At 43.8% G+C, this 17,684-nt stretch carries 16 protein-coding genes; 6 read left to right on the top strand and 10 right to left on the bottom strand.

All coding sequences use genetic code 11. The features are described 5' to 3' along the window. The first annotated feature begins 49 nt into the window (after positions 1–49). Both efp and accB read left to right on the top strand, forming a co-directional pair. Complete coding sequence (gene efp / locus XZ46_RS15400; RefSeq protein WP_006619604.1) at positions 50–607, top strand: elongation factor P; 558 nt, start codon at positions 50–52, stop codon at positions 605–607. A 92-nt stretch (positions 608–699) separates the two neighbouring features. Further along, positions 700–1,236, top strand: a complete 537-nt coding sequence (accB, locus tag XZ46_RS15395; protein ID WP_006624978.1) for an acetyl-CoA carboxylase biotin carboxyl carrier protein — start codon at positions 700–702, stop codon at positions 1,234–1,236. A gap of 58 nt (positions 1,237–1,294) precedes the next feature. Here accB and XZ46_RS34310 read toward each other — a convergent pair whose 3' ends face one another. After that, positions 1,295–1,681 (bottom strand): hypothetical protein, encoded by a 387-nt coding sequence (locus XZ46_RS34310; RefSeq protein WP_048895119.1) that lies wholly within the window; start codon positions 1,679–1,681, stop codon positions 1,295–1,297. On the opposite strand from XZ46_RS34310, the gene XZ46_RS36760 reads away from it, so the two are divergent. Further along, a complete protein-coding gene (locus XZ46_RS36760; protein WP_228116353.1) occupies positions 1,658–2,317 on the top strand; it encodes a hypothetical protein in 660 nt (219 codons plus the stop codon). The genes XZ46_RS34310 and XZ46_RS36760 overlap by 24 nt on opposite strands. A 3-nt stretch (positions 2,318–2,320) precedes the next feature. On the opposite strand, the gene XZ46_RS15380 is transcribed toward XZ46_RS36760, so the two are convergent. The 3 genes from XZ46_RS15380 to XZ46_RS15370 all read right to left on the bottom strand — a co-directional run bounded on the left by XZ46_RS15380 (position 2,321) and on the right by XZ46_RS15370 (position 6,133). Continuing rightward, the gene (locus tag XZ46_RS15380; protein WP_006624981.1) at positions 2,321–3,235 is read right to left on the bottom strand and encodes an aspartoacylase; all 915 of its coding nucleotides are present in this window, start codon (positions 3,233–3,235) and stop codon (positions 2,321–2,323) included. A gap of 88 nt (positions 3,236–3,323) precedes the next feature. Next, a complete protein-coding gene (locus XZ46_RS15375) occupies positions 3,324–4,553 on the bottom strand; it encodes a DUF1501 domain-containing protein (protein ID WP_006670640.1) in 1,230 nt (409 codons plus the stop codon). 176 nt (positions 4,554–4,729) lie between these two features. Next, complete coding sequence (locus XZ46_RS15370; protein WP_006624983.1) at positions 4,730–6,133, bottom strand: sensor histidine kinase; 1,404 nt, start codon at positions 6,131–6,133, stop codon at positions 4,730–4,732. A gap of 407 nt (positions 6,134–6,540) precedes the next feature. Here XZ46_RS15370 and XZ46_RS15365 point away from each other — a divergent pair, with 407 nt between their 5' ends. Further along, on the top strand, positions 6,541–7,917 hold the full coding sequence (locus XZ46_RS15365) for a nicotinate phosphoribosyltransferase (RefSeq protein WP_008048714.1): 1,377 nt from the start codon (positions 6,541–6,543) through the stop codon (positions 7,915–7,917). Next, the gene (locus XZ46_RS15360; RefSeq protein WP_008048712.1) at positions 7,917–8,858 is read left to right on the top strand and encodes an ADP-ribosylglycohydrolase family protein; all 942 of its coding nucleotides are present in this window, start codon (positions 7,917–7,919) and stop codon (positions 8,856–8,858) included. The genes XZ46_RS15365 and XZ46_RS15360 overlap by 1 nt, the downstream gene beginning before the upstream one ends. An 83-nt stretch (positions 8,859–8,941) precedes the next feature. On the opposite strand, the gene XZ46_RS15355 is transcribed toward XZ46_RS15360, so the two are convergent. The 3 genes from XZ46_RS15355 to XZ46_RS15345 all read right to left on the bottom strand — a co-directional run bounded on the left by XZ46_RS15355 (position 8,942) and on the right by XZ46_RS15345 (position 11,687). Then, positions 8,942–10,135 carry a DNA-methyltransferase gene (locus XZ46_RS15355; protein ID WP_006624986.1) on the bottom strand — a complete coding sequence of 398 codons (1,194 nt, stop codon included), beginning with the start codon at positions 10,133–10,135 and terminating at the stop codon, positions 8,942–8,944. Between the two features lie 110 nt (positions 10,136–10,245). After that, positions 10,246–11,262 carry a succinate dehydrogenase/fumarate reductase iron-sulfur subunit gene (locus tag XZ46_RS15350; RefSeq protein WP_008048708.1) on the bottom strand — a complete coding sequence of 339 codons (1,017 nt, stop codon included), beginning with the start codon at positions 11,260–11,262 and terminating at the stop codon, positions 10,246–10,248. Positions 11,263–11,294: 32 nt separating this feature from the next. After that, a complete protein-coding gene (locus tag XZ46_RS15345; RefSeq protein ID WP_006670643.1) occupies positions 11,295–11,687 on the bottom strand; it encodes a 6-pyruvoyl trahydropterin synthase family protein in 393 nt (130 codons plus the stop codon). Between the two features lie 52 nt (positions 11,688–11,739). On the opposite strand from XZ46_RS15345, the gene cobU reads away from it, so the two are divergent. Continuing rightward, the gene (cobU, locus tag XZ46_RS15340; protein ID WP_006624989.1) at positions 11,740–12,306 is read left to right on the top strand and encodes a bifunctional adenosylcobinamide kinase/adenosylcobinamide-phosphate guanylyltransferase; all 567 of its coding nucleotides are present in this window, start codon (positions 11,740–11,742) and stop codon (positions 12,304–12,306) included. A 3-nt stretch (positions 12,307–12,309) separates the two neighbouring features. On the opposite strand, the gene XZ46_RS15335 is transcribed toward cobU, so the two are convergent. From XZ46_RS15335 to XZ46_RS15325, 3 genes are all read right to left on the bottom strand, one after another. Further along, positions 12,310–14,370, bottom strand: a complete 2,061-nt coding sequence (locus tag XZ46_RS15335; protein ID WP_006624990.1) for an FHA domain-containing protein — start codon at positions 14,368–14,370, stop codon at positions 12,310–12,312. A 36-nt stretch (positions 14,371–14,406) separates the two neighbouring features. Beyond that, positions 14,407–15,921: an FHA domain-containing protein gene (locus tag XZ46_RS15330; RefSeq protein ID WP_006624991.1), complete on the bottom strand. Its 1,515-nt coding sequence runs from the start codon at positions 15,919–15,921 to the stop codon at positions 14,407–14,409. 92 nt (positions 15,922–16,013) lie between these two features. Continuing rightward, positions 16,014–17,618 carry a WD40 domain-containing protein gene (locus XZ46_RS15325; protein WP_048895117.1) on the bottom strand — a complete coding sequence of 535 codons (1,605 nt, stop codon included), beginning with the start codon at positions 17,616–17,618 and terminating at the stop codon, positions 16,014–16,016. Positions 17,619–17,684: the final 66 nt, after the last annotated feature.

Below are 17,684 nucleotides of genomic sequence, written 5' to 3'. Positions count from 1 at the left end.
ATTAGGGTAAAATGAATGCCGATTGTTCAGCCCAGGTGAAGATGCTCCCATGATTTCGAGTAACGACTTTCGCACAGGTGTCAGTATTGAATTAGACGGAACTGTGTGGCGGGTGGTAGAATTCCTCCACGTTAAGCCAGGAAAGGGTTCCGCCTTTGTCCGCACCAAACTAAAAAACGCACAGACGGGTAACGTCATGGAACGGACATTCCGGGCTGGGGAGACAGTTCCCCAGGCGAACCTGGAGAAAAAGACCATGCAACATACCTATAAAGATGGTGATGATTATGTGTTCATGGACATGGACACCTTCGAGGAAGCTCACCTAACTCCTGATCAGATTGGTAATGGGGTTAAATACCTGATCGAAGGTATGGAAGTTAATGTACTCTACTGGAATGACCAAGTGCTAGAGGTGGAACTTCCCAACTCCGTTAGCCTAGAAGTGACGGAAACAGATCCAGGAGTTAAAGGCGATACCGCGACGGGTGGCACGAAACCAGCTACCCTACAAACAGGCGCAACTGTGATGGTTCCTCTGTTTATTTCTGTGGGTGAGCGTATTCGCATCGATACCCGCAACGATAGTTATCAGGGTCGCGATTAATGCTTCCAGTGTTAACCAAATTTCTGGGTAACATGATATGGGCGATCGCCCATAATTTTCGACAATGTTATTTTTAGGGAGATATACCAACTGTGCAACTAGATCTCAACCAGCTTCGAGAACTGCTGGCTGACATCGATAAAACTAATATTTCCGAACTGACGCTCAAAAGTAGTGATTTTGAGTTGATGGTACGCAAAGGTGGCAGTTCTATCGATCGCCCTCTATCTTCTGTTGATGTCGCCCTCAGTGGTGGGTTTCCTAGTGCGGAGTTGGTGTCGCCTCCAGGGACGGTTTCTACTGGCGATCGCTTATCAGAATCAACCGCCACCAGCACCCAGACTACTGCCGCCACAGGAAAGGTCTCTAGTCCGGTTGACGCTAAATGGGTAGAGGTAACATCCCCCATGGTGGGAACTTTTTACCGTTCTCCGGCTCCTGATGAGCCGCCATTTGTGGATAATGGCGATCGAGTCACTAACGGTCAAACTGTCTGTATCATCGAAGCCATGAAGCTGATGAATGAAATTGAGGCTGAGGTTTCTGGTCAAGTTATGGAAATTTTGGTAGCTAATGGCGCACCTGTGGAATATGGACAACCCCTGATGCGAATCGACCCCGACAATTAATAATTAATAATTAATAATTAATAATTATCATCCTCGTAGGGTGAGTCAGAGGGATCACCTATCGGGTGAACGGCACAGAGGTCAAGAAACCCGGTTTCTCAAAGAAACCGGGTTTCTCATGGTAAAGGGTGGGAGGCGCGCCCCGACAATGAATAATTATCGCCGTGGTCAAGAAACCCGGTTTCTCAAATAAACCGGGTTTCTCATGGGCAGAAAATTGACGGCGGAACCCACCCCGACAATGAATAATTATCGCCGTGGTCAAGAAACCCGGTTTCTCAAATAAACCGGGTTTCTCATGATAAAGGGTGGGAGGCGCGCCCCGACAATGAATAATTATCGCCGTGGTCAAGAAACCCGGTTTCTCAAATAAACCGGGTTTCTCATGGGCAGAAAATTGACGGCGGAACCCACCCCGACAATGAATAATTATCGCCGTGGTCAAGAAACCCGGTTTCTCAAAGAAACCGGGTTTCTCATGGGCAGAAAATTGACAGCGGAACCCACCCCGACAATTATTAATTATCGCCGTGGTCAAGAAACCCGGTTTCTCAAAGAAACCGGGTTTCTCATGGGCAGAAAATTGACAGCGGAACCCACCCCGACAATTATTAATTATCGCCGTGGTCAAGAAACCCGGTTTCTCAAAGAAACCGGGTTTCTCATGATAAAGGGTGGGAGGCGCGCCCCGACAATGAATAATTATCGCCGTGGTCAAGAAACCCGGTTTCTCAAAGAAACCGGGTTTCTCATGGGCAGAAAATTGACAGCGGAACCCACCCCGACAATTATTAATTATCGCCGTGGTCAAGAAACCCGGTTTCTCAAAGAAACCGGGTTTCTCATGGGCAGAAAATTGACAGCGGAACCCACCCCGACAATTATTAATTATCGCCGTGGTCAAGAAACCCGGTTTCTCAAAGAAACCGGGTTTCTCATGGGCAGAAAATTGACAGCGGAACCCACCCCGACAATTATTAATTATCGCCGTGGTCAAGAAACCCGGTTTCTCAAAGAAACCGGGTTTCTCATGGGCAGAAAATTGACAGCGGAACCCACCCCGACAATTATTAATTATTAATTATTAATTATTAATTATTAAGGTTTGGGGTTCGGTGAAAATCATGGCGATCGCTTTTTCGTAGTAGGCTGCCTCATTGATAAAAATCGGCCAGACGGGGGTTTCTCCCTGGTAATAAATGGTGGTTCCGTCAAACTGTAAAAACATCGGATCGCCCGGGTTTAGCTGTTGATAATCCCTCCCCTGTAGTTGTGGGTGAATCATGGCGGCGAGTTCCCCCGTCGCCGTGCGGGGATAGTCTATCTGTTTGATAAACTGGTATATGGTGAGAGTGCGATCGCTGTGGATAATCTCCCCCCGATTATACTTTTCTATGTAGTCTAAAATCGCATAAATCACCTTTTCCGCTTTCAGAAATAATGCCGCATCTAACATCCCTGGCGCAATGGGTCCGACTTCGATGGAAAATCCGTAATTAGACAAAGATTTGAGGGAGGGGTTTGCCGGTTCCGATTCAGATTCGATCCAACTGTAGATATTTATTTCGGGAAAAATGCTTTTTAAATAGGCGGTAACTTGGCGATTAAAAGCATTATTTTTTACCCAAATTAAGGTTAATCCCATGTGGGCGGTGCTGCTGTGTAAATCAATGATGGTATCAACAGGAGATGGGCTTTGGGGTCCCCACTGGCTGGCTATCCATTGCGATCGCTGAATTTCATAAATATCAGAATTGGGATGTTCTAAATCTTCCCGCCGAAAACAGCGGTTTAAATCACGATCAACATAGCGACGATTAATTTCCCAGGCGCGGGGATTAGCTAATAGTGTGAAAGTCTCAAAATTAGAACGCCGCAATAATTCAGGCGATCGCTCAAATTTCTTAATCAAATAAACTCCCGTCCATTCATTGCCATGAGTGCCACCCACAATGGCAACTCGTTTGATTTTACCATGATTTTCTGCTGTTAATCCCATGAGATATTATGCCCAATTAATCAATTGATGATGGATAGTTAATAAGTTGGCTGACCGGGAACACCCCAAACCGGACAACCTCCATCAATTAAACAATCTCCGAAAAGTTGCCAGTGGGGCGGTATCCTGGAAATACCTGCCCTAACTGAGAAGCAGTTAACCCAAACTGAGAAGTTAAAATCGGGCTAATCACATCTCGAAAATCCGTCGTCACAGCCAGATCCCGTCCCTCGTATAACTCGGAGTCAGACAAACCTGGCCAACTCCCATAAACGCGACCACCACGCACGGAACCACCCAAAACCCATAAAACATTACCACGTCCGTGATCAGTGCCGCCATTGCCATTTTCTCGCACTGTGCGACCAAATTCTGACATCACCACAATAGTGGTATTGCTATAAACGGAACCCAGCCTATCCACTAGCGCCACCAAGCCCTCCCCTAACCTTTCCAGACGGTTCGCCATTAACCCCCGACTTGAACCCTGGTTAACATGGGTATCCCATCCCCCAACATCGAGAAATGCTAATCTAATCTGTGGGTCACGCACGACCAAAGTCGCTAATTGTTGAGCATTCCCAGCTAAACCAGCAGGTAGAGGCGCGCCATTATTAGCGGCGACCATTTCCGCCTCTAATTCCCTAATGAGTTGATCGCGGGCGCTTCTACCTTCCTGATAAGCCACGCTGAGGGGGTCATTATTGGCATAGAGTCGGTCAAAGGTGGCTCGCACCTGATCGCGATCTATGGGCATTTGGCGGGAGGCATTGCGACCTAGGGAGATATTGCTAACTGGCTGAGAACCTGATAGAATGGCAGATATCGACTGACCGACACTCACCGCATCTACGGGGTTTTGTCCTGGTAACAAGCCCAGTAGGCGGTTCATCCAACCGTCGGGGGTTCTTTTATTTCCTGGTGTACCCACTTCCATATAGTGTTGAGCCTCAAAGTGAGACCGGGTGGGGTCAGGAGAACCGCAGGCGTGAACAAAAGCTAAACTTCCTTGGTTCCATAGCGGAAGCAGGGAGTTTAGGCTGGGGTGTAAGCCAAAGTGTTGGTCTAGCTTAATTGCGCCTCCCTCCTGTTGGGGTCGGGGAATGGCGATCGCTGGTCTAGCCTGATAATAGTCACTGTCGCCATAGGGGACAACTACATTTAATCCGTCAATTCCTCCCCGCAAAAATAGGACGATTAACCTTTTGGGGTTAGGGGTGGTGGCGGCACTTCTGGCGATCCAACCGTAGCTTCCTAATGTGGCGATCGTGGCGGCGCACAATTGAGCGCCAAAAGTTAAAAATTGTCGTCTTCGCATATTGACGGCTTCCTATCTATCGGCTGATTAATTTCCCACACTGCTATTTTAAGTTAAGTTTTCCCGGTTGTGGGAAAATCAACCGCAAGTTTGGCTAATTAGGCTATTCTGGGAGTTGGCCTAGTCTGGGCTGCCGATGTATGTGGGTGGGGTACTTACCGGATTATATCATACTCCTAAATCAAAGGTAAGACTATCTCAAATTCGGTGCCGATACCGGGGGTGGAAAGGAGATGCAAACAACCACCATGTTTCTCGTAAATAATTTGATGACTAATTGCTAGTCCTAAACCTGTACCTTTTTCGGCGGACTTGGTAGTGAAAAAGTTATCGAAAATCCGGTTTTGGATTTCTTTGGGGATACCAGGGCCATTGTCGGTAATCCGAATCACAATATATTGGCTATTCGGTGTTAATGGGTCTTCTGATGATTCTGTATTTTGGGGATATTCTGGGTTATTTTTTGGGGGAATTATGAGCGATCGCAATTGGGAAGGACAACTATCCGCTACATGGGTGGAAATCCAGATTTTGGCAGTATTAGGGCTATGATTGGCGGTTTCTTCTAAAGCATCGATCGCATTAGCCAACAGATTCATAAATACTTGACTAAGCAGCCCAGAATAACCCAAAAACTTGGGTAAATTCCCATAGCTTTTAATGACATCAATCCCAACTTTTAGGCGGTTTTTTAGAATAATTAGGGTACTGTCTAAACATTCATGAATATCTGTCTCCCGCCTTTGTTTATTCTCCATGTGGGAAAAGGTGCGTAAACTGTTGACTAGGTGCTTCAACTGTTCAGAAGAAACTTGAATACTTTTGAGCATTTGCAAGCCATCATTTTTGAGGAATTCCCAATCAATATCTTCTTTTAACTCTTCAATACTTGGTCGGGGAGTAATTAATTCCTGTTCGTAGGCGTTAATTAACTGCATAATATCTTCATAATACTGAGTTAAACAGTGAGTATTTCCGACAATGCAGCCTACAGGATTACGGATTTCGTGAGCCACTCCCGCGACCATTTGACCTAGACTTGCTAACTTTTCAGTTTGCATTAATTGGGACTGGGTTTGTTCTTGTAATAATTCGGTGGCTAGTTGATGAATAAAAGACTGAAAAATCAATAGTTGTTGGGTATCTAATAGCCGATAATCAGTCTCGGAAATTTGCACAATAATTGGCTCATAAATTTGTTCAGGCGATCGCATAATAGCCAGCCGTGCTGCATCAACTATCAGAGTATCTCCGGGAAGTATTAATAACTCCACCTGAGACAATTTATAGAGGGCTCGAATAGACCTAGGTAAAAACAGTTCCCGACCATAAGGACGACTGAGATGCTCCAAAAAACGCCGCCGGGAAATCATGCCAATAAACTGGCTATCATGGTTTAAAATAACTCCGGGGATAGTGGGGTTAGTTTCAAACATTTTCGCCAACACCATTCCCACTTGATCTAGATCTACTTGAAAGTCATACAGAGACAATTCTTGTAGGGTAGACTCTAAGCGCAAATTGCTACGTGAAAACACCGATGCAGACCGAGGGGTGCAATCTTCAATACAAACGTTCATGACTAATTTTTTCAACCTAACTCATTGTACGATGTTTTGCGGTTAACCTTCTGTAGATGCTAGTCTCCATTTATCAGTCTATCATGGTTTAATGCTCTGACCAGGAATTTAGCCAAAATTAACCATATCTTAATTAATGTTTAACCTTATATGGGCTAGTTATGGCATTGATTATATGTACCGTAAATTTCCTTGATCCCAGATAAGGAATTGACTAATCTTATGGGTTGTATATGTAATTAACAACCCCGTCGGAGAGGGGGGCAGAACCCGCGCCTACATGATATCCGTCGCCTTCACCCCAACCTCTGTCTCAAATAGTCAGATAGGGCGAGGGAAGTTTAGATGTACATCGCCAATGGCTATATAATTAGAAAAGACAGTATATATATCAAGGTATCTAACCCATGGACTTTGCATCAGAAGACCGTGCTATGTCTTTAAGTCCTGATGAGTATAGCTTACTAACAGATCTGTATCAATTAACAATGACAGCCTGTTATGTGGGGGAAGGAATTGAGAATAAACCCGCCAGTTTTGAACTGTTCACCAGAAAGTTACCGGATCACTTTGGTTACTTAATAGCTATGGGTTTAACCCAGGCATTAGACTATTTGGCAAACCTCAAGTTTAACTCATCTCAAATTGAACAACTGCAATCATTGGGAATTTTCAGCCATGTTAATAATCGCTTTTGGTCGGTGTTAGCCGAAGCCAAATTTAGCGGGAATGTGTGGGCTGTCCCGGAAGGTACGGCGGTATTTGCGAATGAACCAATCTTGCGAATTGAGGCTCCTTTATGGCAAGCTCAAATTGTAGAAACTTACCTTTTAAATACCATAAATTATCAAACTTTAATTGCTACCAAAGCAGCCAGAATGCGCGATGCAGCGGGACCTGATGCGAAATTATTGGAGTTTGGAACTCGGCGGGCTTTTAGTCCCCAAGCATCTTTGTGGGCGGCGCGGGCGGCTTTGGGGGCGGGTTTTGATGGTACTTCTAATGTGTTGGCGGCTTTGAAATTAGGTAGAAAACCAAGGGGAACAATGGCTCATGCTTTGGTAATGGCGATCGCTGCTATTGATGAAAATGAAGATGCGGCTTTTGAGGCTTTTCACCATTATTTCCCCGGCGCACCTTTGTTAATTGATACCTATGACACGGTGAAAGCAGCACAACGGTTAGCTGAACAGGTCAAAGCTGGAAAAATTCAGGTGCAGGGGGTAAGATTAGACTCTGGAGATATGGTAGAATTATCTAAACAAGTGCGATCGCTATTACCAGAGGTGGAAATTTTTGCTAGTGGGGATATTGACGAGGTAGAAATTGCTCGTTTAAAAGGGGCTGAGGCTCCTATTAATGGCTACGGAATTGGGACTAAACTGGTGAGTGGAACTCCGGTTAATGGAGTTTATAAGCTGGTAGAAATTGATGGTATTCCGGTGATGAAAGAGTCTAGTAGTAAGGTGACTTATCCGGGACGTAAGCAAATTTATCGGCTCATGGAAGGGGGTAAAATGAAAGGCGATCGCCTCTGTTTAATGGACGAAAGCGAGAGTATTCATCCATCATCTATCGGCTTATTGCAATTGGTCATGAAAGACGGAAAACTGGTCAATCAGCCAGAGCCTTTAGCCGCCATTGCTGAACGCACCGCCGCCTCGGTTGCCAGTCTTCCCCCAGAATGTCGTAGGTTTGATCATCCGATTTTCCCGAGCCTTGAAATTTCCGAAGAATTGGCAAATTTGAGGCAAAAAGTTAGCAAGTCAATTGAGGTCAAATAATGCAATATTCTCCATTTTTGTCTGGTTTAATGGGAGTCTGTGTAGGCGATGCTCTGGGAGTTCCGGTAGAATTTAATAGCCGCAGTGATTGTCAAGAAAAACCGATAACAACTATGGTCGGCTATGGTACTTACCATCAACCCGCAGGAACTTGGTCTGATGATAGTTCTCTGACTTTTTGTTTGGCTGAAAGTCTCTGTAATGGCTATAATTTGCATGAGATAGCTAAGGCTTTTTGTAAGTGGATTTATGAGGGTTACTGGACACCTTATGGTAATGCGTTTGATATTGGTGGGACTACTTACAGGGCGATTAGTAGATTGCGTGAAGGGGTGGAACCTATAGCAGCAGGAGGAACAGATATTCGTGATAATGGGAATGGCTCGTTAATGCGAATTTTACCTTTAGCTTATGGTTATAAGTCCCTGGAATTTCCCGAATTAATTAAACGGGTTCACGACTGTTCTCGCCTTACCCATGGTCATCCGCGATCGCAAATGGCTTGTGGTATTTACATTAGTATTGCTGTGGGTTTATTACAGGGTATGGATATCAAAACCGCCTATATTGAAGGACTTAAAGCGGTTGAAGCTATTTATACTAAACCACCCTTTAAGTCGGAATTACCAGAGTTTAAACGAGTGTGGACTGGTGAAATTGAAAGTTTACCGGAAAATGCGATCGCCTCTGATGGTTATGTAGTTCATACCTTAGAAGCATCTCTGTGGTGTCTATTAAAGACTTCTTCCTATGCTGAAGCTGTCCTAACAGCAGTTAATTTAGGTTCTGATACCGATACGACTGGCGCGGTTACAGGAGGTCTAGCAGGGATTTATTATGGTTTTGAACAAATACCTTCCGAGTGGGTCAAGGCGATCGCGCGTCGAGAGGATATCATCGATTTAGCTAACCGTCTAGCTAAAGCCACAGAAAATAGTTAATTTTTGAGTCAAATAACCCTAGAGATTTAACCCATTTTTGGGGTTAATTAACCGGGGAGGTGGTTGGGTAACTAGATGGATGGTCAATCATCTAATTGGCTTAATGAATTGAGGATGGATAATCCAGGCGCATTAATAACCCTAACACCTGGGGGTAAACTGACCAAATCCGAAAAATAGCCCCCTTCATTTATCGCAATCAAAAACATAACTAAAGCATTCTTATTTTTTGAGGCGTTATAGAGATAGTTAGCCGCCTCAACTATAGTCTCATGATTACGTTGAACCCTAACCGGAATAGGACAACCATTAACATCAGACCTAAGAATTGCATCAATTCCTTTATTTCTGTGAACCACAGCAAAATCTAATCCCCATAGTAGTCCTAACACACTTTCATCAACATTTTTGTAAGAATCGCGACCTTTAGTGAGTAGATTAGAATTAGTTTTAATCGGGTCACTCAAACGTTTTTTAGTTAATTCGACAGCATCAGTAGATATATCAATTCCCACAGAATTTCGTCCGAGTAAACTAGCCGCCACCAAAGTGGTACCGCTACCACAGAAAGGATCTAAAATCAAATCACCTTCATTGGTAGCTATCTTAATAATTTGTTCCAGTAAAAGCAGCGGTTTTTGGGTAGGATAACCGACCCTTTCTTTAGCTTTAGGATTCAAATAGGGTATTTCCCAAACATCACTAAGAGGAACCCCTTTCTTACCGCCACTAGGGATAATATTACCATCTAGATCTTTGTCATAAATAGACTTGCCATATTCATCTCGTTTTCGGCGCTGGAGAATTTGATCTACGTTGGTAGTTTCCGAATATTCGCCATAAATAAAATTAAATGTATAATCATCAGATTTGGTATAGTAAAAAATAGTTTGATGTGCTGGTAGCAAGGCTTTCTGGGAATTAGACCAGCGTTTATAGTGCCAAATAATTTCAGAGCGAAACATTTGCGGACTAAAAACATCATCCAACAACAATCTAATCAGGTGTGAAGCATGGCGATCGCAATGAACAAAAATAGACCCAGATGGCGACAAAATTCGCCACATTTCTTGCAAACGTTGATAGATAAAATTCCCATATTCTTGATGAGAAGACCACAAATCTTGAAAAGAAAACTCTTTGCGGCTATCTCTAGTTGTTAATTTATGGGTTTTTTGCGAAAAAAATGGCGGGTCAAGATAGATTAAATCAATGCTATCTTTCTCCCAAGTGCTGATGATATTAAGGCAATCACCTTGATAAACTAATGCACTCATAGTTAATTACTCAATATTTTCTAGAAACAGTAAGGGCGGGTTATGCGAGACTGCTCAACCCACCCTAGTAGCTTAATCTGCTAACTTAATCTGCTAATTGTTCAGGGAAATTATGGCTTTTCCTTCTCCAAACTTTGGACAGACTCAATGAGCGATCGCACTGTTTTAGTTCCCTCAGAAGGTTCAAAACTAAACGGAAACTTACCCCGTAAAAGCATCCGAACACCCAAAGGACCAATACTGAGAATACCCCGGACATCTCGTAAGTAGTTACCCACAACCATTAAGCCAAATTTACGCTCATCAACCCATCCCCCTTGCTTCACCAGTTCAACCATAACCTTACGGTGGCGCACAGGACGACTATCAGATGGCTGCTTACGTTCTAATATTTCATGCTTAATCTTACCAATTTGGTCCATAGGAGCCACCTCCATCGGACAAACTGTATTGCAGTTGTAGCAACGGGTACAGCCCCAAACTCCCTGAATATCCTGGTTATACTGTTCTAAACGTTCCTCAGTGCGTGCGTCACGAGAATCAGCAACCATTCTCTGAGCCTTAGCCAGGGCGTGAGGACCGACAAAAGCCGGGTTAACCTCTTTGGCATTGCATTCAGAATAACAAGCGCCACAGAGGATACAATTGCCATTTTGATTCAAACTTTCCCTTTCTTCGGGAGTCTGGAGAAACTCCCGCTCAGGAATTTTACGCGCCTGTGTACTAACATAAGGTTCCACCGCTTCCAGGTTATCCCAGAATTGGGTCATATCCACCACTAGGTCTTTGATTACAGGCATATTACCCATGGGCGCAATGGTTAATACAGGAATCTCATCGCCGCCTGTATAACTTGAATTAGCAGCAGCAATGTCTTGTAGGCGTTTGACTTCACTGGCCACATTTTCTTTACAAGCTAGGGCGGCGCGACCATTAATCCTCATTGAACAACTACCGCAGATGGTATTTCGGCAGTTTTTGCGAAAGGCTAAAGTGCCGTCAAGTTCCCATTTGATCCGATTTAGACTATCTAAAATAGTAGTAGCTGGATCAACATCTAGCTGATAACTTTGCACTTGCGGCGCGCTTGAAGCAGTTTGCCGGATAATATTAAATTGAACTTTCATTTGCTCAAACCAAGGTCTGTCCCTATTATAAATCAGGTTTCGTCTTCATACTCAACCCAGGAATTGGCTGTTTCGGAAACCATGACTTTTAGCTGTACTCCCTCTGGGACTCGCTTTTTGGTTTCATCATAGATAAATTTGGCAATCATTTCGGCGGTGGTTTCGTAGTTGGGGGGTAATATTTCATTGAGAAGACCGTGATCAAGTCCGCCTTTGCTGACATCTTTCTTGGCCCATCGCAGGCTGCGGAAATCGGCAACCATCACCGGGTGGGGACAAAATTCGGATCCGTGCAGTTGGTTTGATGTGGCTTCTACTCGGACTTTATAGGTGTGTCCGTGGAGGCGACCACAGGGGCCGTTGTAATCTTTGATATAGTGGGCGCTATCGAATGTAAATTCGGTTGTTAGTTTCCATTTAGACATGGGTGGCTGACCTGTGGTTTTGGTAACTGTTGACAATTAGCAAAAAATTGGGATGACTGATACAGGAAGATTAATTTTAGTAACTGGTCCGGTGCGATCGGGTAAAAGTGAGTGGGCGGAAAATTGGGCGGAAAATTACGCTAGAAATTACCGCAAGTCGGTGATTTATATAGCCACATCTGGTTTTGATGATGACGATCGCGAATGGTGCGATCGCATTCAAAAACATCGCGATCGTCGCCCTTCCGATTGGACAACTTTAGAGGTTCCCATCACATTATCAACTACTTTAGCATCTGTGGCAACGGCGGATAATTGTATTTTAGTAGATTCTCTGGGGACTTGGTTGGCTAATTTATTGGACTGGGAAGAATCACAATGGGAACAGGCGGTTACGGAGTTATTACAGGTTTTATTAACCGTCACTGGACCCGTGATTTTAGTGGCTGAGGAAGTCGGTTGGGGGTTGGTTCCCCCTTATCCCTTGGGCCGCCTTTTTCGCGATCGGCTAGGGGGTTTAGTCCGACTGCTGGGGACTCATGCTGATTCCGTTTATTTAGTTACTGGGGGTTATGCGTTAGACTTAACTCGCTTAGGTGTCAAAATATCCCCTGATTAATAACTAAAGTCTCTTGAATTTTTGCACTTCCGCGAAATCTTTTTCCAAATTCCGTTGGCTAGATTGATATTGGTCTTTTTGCATCCGCAACTCTAACTGATGTTTTTCGCTATTTAGTAAATAAGCATTATAGCACTCATTAACCGCCTCTAAATCATCTCTAATTCTTCTTTCCTCCTGTTCTAAAGCATAGCCCATATTTTGGACAATATTATTGCTGATATTTTTAATGAAAGATTGATAATAGCTATTCATATCTTTCTTGAGTTTTTCAGTATTATCTTGAATTTTCGCGGTTTTATCTTGATGATAAGATATCAGCGTAGTCACCATAAAAATAGGTAACAAGATCGCCACTATCCTACCTTTGACATCCCCACCCGCTGGAATAAATAAACTACCCATCAGCATAATAGTTCCCACGCCAGATATTACCTGACCTTTCAGATTTTTAAATAAATAACCGAACAAACTCGGTTGTTTATATCGACTCTCAAAAGTTGGTTCAATCACAGAAGCCTGTAATATGCTTCTAAAATCTATATCTTCTGGGGGGTGAAATAGGGATTCCGACCATGATAAATTAGGCACAAAGTTCAGGATATCATAGATACGTTTTAGCAGCCCATTTAAACCATCACCGCCATAAAAATTACCAATTCTTTGCCATTCTTCAGAAGACCATTTGATCAACTCTGTTTGACAAACATGAATGGCTTTTAAGTGCAGATAGTGACCCGTAGCATTAGGATTATCTCCTGCTTGTAGTCGGACATATAAATATGCGCCCCGCTGGACTCCGCTGGATTTTAAATCATCAGTAAACTGCTGAATTTTATAGAATAAACTACTTTTCCGAAACTCATCTAATAAATTATTTTTTGATTGATTTAGGTCATTTTTAAGCATTCGGAAAAACTTATCTTTCTCATCTCCAGCTTTTTTTAAAGCCTTTTTCATATCATCTTTTAAATCATTAGCCTGTAAAAGACTAAGCTGTGCTTCCATTTGTTGACAGCTCTGTTTAACTGCCTCAATTTCTCGTTCTAAAACCTGTTCGATCGCCTCTAGTTTTTCAAGAATATTTTGGCTGAAGCGTTTTAATAATAATTTTTCTCCCTGATTGGCTGCCAGTTTTTCTAAAAAATCATAATGTTTATCTAGTTTCTGCTTCACTTCTGCTTCAATATCTCCGGGATTATATGCTGCCAAATCTCCTGGCAAATCGATTACCTCAACGCCAGGATATTCGGTATTTAAACTGTTATATATATCCTCAAATTTTTGACAGTCTAAAATTACAAATATATGCTCTATTTGGTTTTTAATTGCTTGCTGAATTGCCGACTTATGACTCTCTATATGCTGTTCCTCATCAATGATTATATATAGTATATCCGCATCAGTTAACGCCTTGGCGCTGGCTCCATTGCTGATTGATGAATTAACTGGCTGTGATGCTTGTAGATGTAAAGCAATACAGCCTGTAATTGGTATTGCAGAACCCAAAAAAATCGACTCATCAGCAGTTAATAAATGATGATTGTCTAGCGGCGTATTATTAATAAAACTGCCATTGGTACTGTTCAGATCGTTAATTTCCCAGCCGCGAATATTACCGTTAACAATGGGTTTAATTTCCGCGTGTTTGTTACTAATTAAATGATACTCATTGGGAATTTTTACCCGACAACTACGATGGCGACCCACTTGGATAATCTCATGTTCCGAAAGAGGATAACGCTGGATTTCTGACCCGCTTAATCCATCAACAATAATTAATTCTGGAGATAACTGGGGTTGGGTTTGGCTGATTACCTGAGTTTCCCATTCATAGGATTCTAACAAATTAGGGCGATCGCTTAATAGATTGTCAAAACTCTCGCCTATCTCCGGGGAACTACTAACAATTTTACCTCTCAGTTTTCCGCTGTTTAACTCAGACTCTAGCTGTTCCAGGGTTTGGGCAATTTCCAGATAAGCCGGGTCTCGGTCACTTCTCAACCCCAAAAATCTGTGAATTTCCTGTATTCTAGTCGCGATTTTATCAGTTTTTAAAGACATAATCGAATCCCCAAAACTTAACTTTAATTTAGCCTATTACCACAGCAGAGGACCTTCTACCTGCTCAGGAATTGCTGATGGTGTTGCTGGAGGTGGTGGAACATCTCCCGTGGTTGCGGGTGGCTGATTGGTTTGTTCTGGCTGTGGCTGATTGGTTTGTTCTGGCTGTGGCTGTGGCTGCGGCTGTGGCTGTGGCTGCGGCTGTGGCTGTGGCTGTGGCTCTGGCTGTGGCTGTGGCTGATTGGTTTGTCGTTGCGCTTCTTGCTTGGCGGCTTCTGCTTCTCGCTTGGCGGCTTCTGCTTCTCGCTTGGCGGCTTCCGCTAGTCTCCTCGCTTCTGCTGCTTCCGCATTCAGCCTTTCTTGGCGCTGTTGTTCCGCAATGCGTCTTTCTTCCTCCCGTTTCTGATCATTAGCGCGATCGATAATTGGTTGCACTTTTTGTTTCCAATATTCGCTATCTTGTCGCGGTGATTCCCCCAATAATGCTACCCTTTCCGTTTCTGCGATCGCCTCCCTCCAAGCCTCTCGGTTCAACGCCTGTCTCGCATTTTCTAGGTAATTCTCATTCCGATTCCACTCCTGCTCCCATTGGGAAAGTTCTTGCTTAACTCTGGCGGCGTTGGGACTCGTTTCGGGGATAGCTTCAGCAATTTTTACCGCCTGCTGATAATTACCTTGGCGATATTGTTCCTGCGCTAATTCCTCCATCCGTTGAGATGCTTGCTTAAAGAAATTTTGCGCTTCTGAGTAGGAAGAAGTATTTTCGGGAACCTGTAAAGCCATATCGATCGCACCCCGCCAAGAACCCGCTTCCGCTAAACTATTCGCCTGTTTCATTAACACCGCCGCATGACCATCCTCACAACTTTTTAACAGTCTTGTTAACTCGGATTTTAATACAGGTGTCATCCCGGTAGTTGTCGGTTCTATGGTTAATGCCGTTTTACAAGTCTCATAAGACTCCTGGGATGCTACCATATTACCCTGTTGATGATAACTAGCTCCCTGGTCTAGTGCTTGTTCCGCCTCCGCGATCGCATTTCTGATCGGTGCAGCAGCCTGCCATTTATACACCCAAAATCCTCCCCATCCCAAGCCGATCATTAATACCACTCCACCCAACCAGGGTAATGCTTTCTTAACCGGAGAAACTGGCGGCGGTGGTGGCGGTTCCGGTGGTGGTGGCGGTAGTTCTAACCCTCCCGACACTGGCTGGGTTCCAGCGGCGATCGCTGTGACTTTAAAATCTATATTTCCTAACTGAATATGGCTGCCATTATTTAGGGGTTCCTCACCCACAGGTAGCAATTTACCATCTACAATTGGCGGGTTACTTTCCCGTAGCGATCGTAGATAAAATTGGTGATTCTCTGGACTAAAAAAAATTTCGATATGTAGACCGGATACCGTCTGATCCACGCACACTAAATCACAGCGACTCCCATCTCTACCTATACGGAAAACTCCCGGATGTTTGCTGGGTTGGTTGGCTCGAATACTGGCGCTATTCAACCTTCCCTCTTCTGCCCACTCTAAGGTTAGTTCAGCCATGAATCTGCCGCCTGCTATTATACTGGAAACTCTCTACTCCATTTTAGTAGATATTCCCTGGATTGGGTTAATCTTTTAACATTTTGTAAATCTTAGATACACCAAATTTTGATCTGATTGTCTTCACTACCACTAGCTATATTTTGTCCATCGGGACTAATGGCGATCGCTCCTACTTGCCAACTATAACCGGAAATAGTGCGGATTTCTGTCTGCGTTTCCCATTGCCAAACTTTCACCGTTTTATCATCAATTCCAGCAATTAAAATTTTGCCATCTGGACTAAACATCAGAGCATTAATCGCCGTTTTACCACCCTCAATAGTCAAAATTTCCTCCCCTGTTTTTACCTGCCATAGTTTAATGGTTTTATCTCCACTACCACTGGCGATAATTTCACTATTAGGACTGATGGATAAGGCAGTTATAGCTAATCTGTGTCCTGATATATTGAGCGTTTCTAAACCAGTTTCGCGGCTCCATAATTTCACGGTTTTATCACCACCGCCACTGGCGATAATTTCACCATTCGGCGCAAAAGCAATAGCATTAACTGCCATTTTATGACCCGCTAAGGATTGGATTTCTTCTCCTGTATTAATATCCCAAAGTTTGATGGTTTTATCTTGGCTACCACTAGCTATAATTTGACCGTCGGGACTGAAAGCAACCGCATTAACTCCTGATCTGTGTCCCTCAAATGTGCGGATCTCTTCTCCATTACTCAGGTTCCAAAGTTTAACGGTTTTGTCAGCACTCGCACTGGCTAACATTTTACCATCTCCACTGAAAGCAACCGATCGCACAGAGTTAGAATGTCCCCCTAAAGTTCGGATATCCGCTTCTGGGTTCAGAGTCCACAAACTTCGACCCGGTGCTGATATTTCCCCTGCTTGTATCCCGAAAATCTTACTCTGACTCTTTTCGTCTTCCCCTTCTGACTCCGCTACAGGTTCGGGTTCTGACTCCGCTACAGGTTCGGGTTCTGACTCCGCTACAGGTTCGGGTTCTGACTCCGCTACAGGTTCGGGTTCCGACTCCGCTACAGGTTCGGGTTCTGACTCAATTATGGGTTCGGGTTCTGACTCAATTATCGGTTCGGGTTCTGACTCAATTATGGGTTCGGGTTCTGACTCAATTATGGGTTCGGGTTCTGACTCAATTATCGGTTCGGGTTCTGACTCAATTATGGGTTCGGGTTCTGACTCAATTATCGGTTCGGGTTCTGACTCAATTATGGGTTCGGGTTCTGACTCAATTATCGGTTCGGGTTCCGACTCAATTATCGGTTCCGCAATGGGTGGGAGAGAATTATCAGAAGTTGGCGGCTGAGGCTTGGTTTGATATTCAAATACAAATTCGGGTCCATCCTCACTAAGTTTAATGCGATCGCCTGCTTGGAGGGGATGATTTACCGCCATACGCACACCATTAATAAAAGTGCCATTGACACTATTAAGATCCTCAATTTCCCACAGTTCTACAGAACCTTCTAATACTGGCTTAATTTTGGCGTGATACCGCGATACCATTGTATATTGAAGAGAATCAACTACAATATGAGCATCTTTACCACGACCCAAAATAACTTCTTTAGCCGCAGATAAATCATACTGAAACACAGGATGATCTGGTTTTTTATTACCGGGAATACACAATTTAATGACAGCACATTTGTTTAGGTTAGATTCAGACATATCGACTAATCCAATCAACTATTATAATAATTTTTGGGGGGTTATGTTTGGGGGGGTTATGCACAA

The sequence above is a fragment of the Limnospira indica PCC 8005 genome (genome assembly GCF_000973065.1).
GTDB classification, from domain to species: Bacteria; Cyanobacteriota; Cyanobacteriia; order Cyanobacteriales; family Microcoleaceae; genus Limnospira; species Limnospira fusiformis.
The sequence above is the reverse complement of the archived record's forward strand: the minus strand, read 5'-3'. Positions and strand labels throughout refer to the sequence as shown.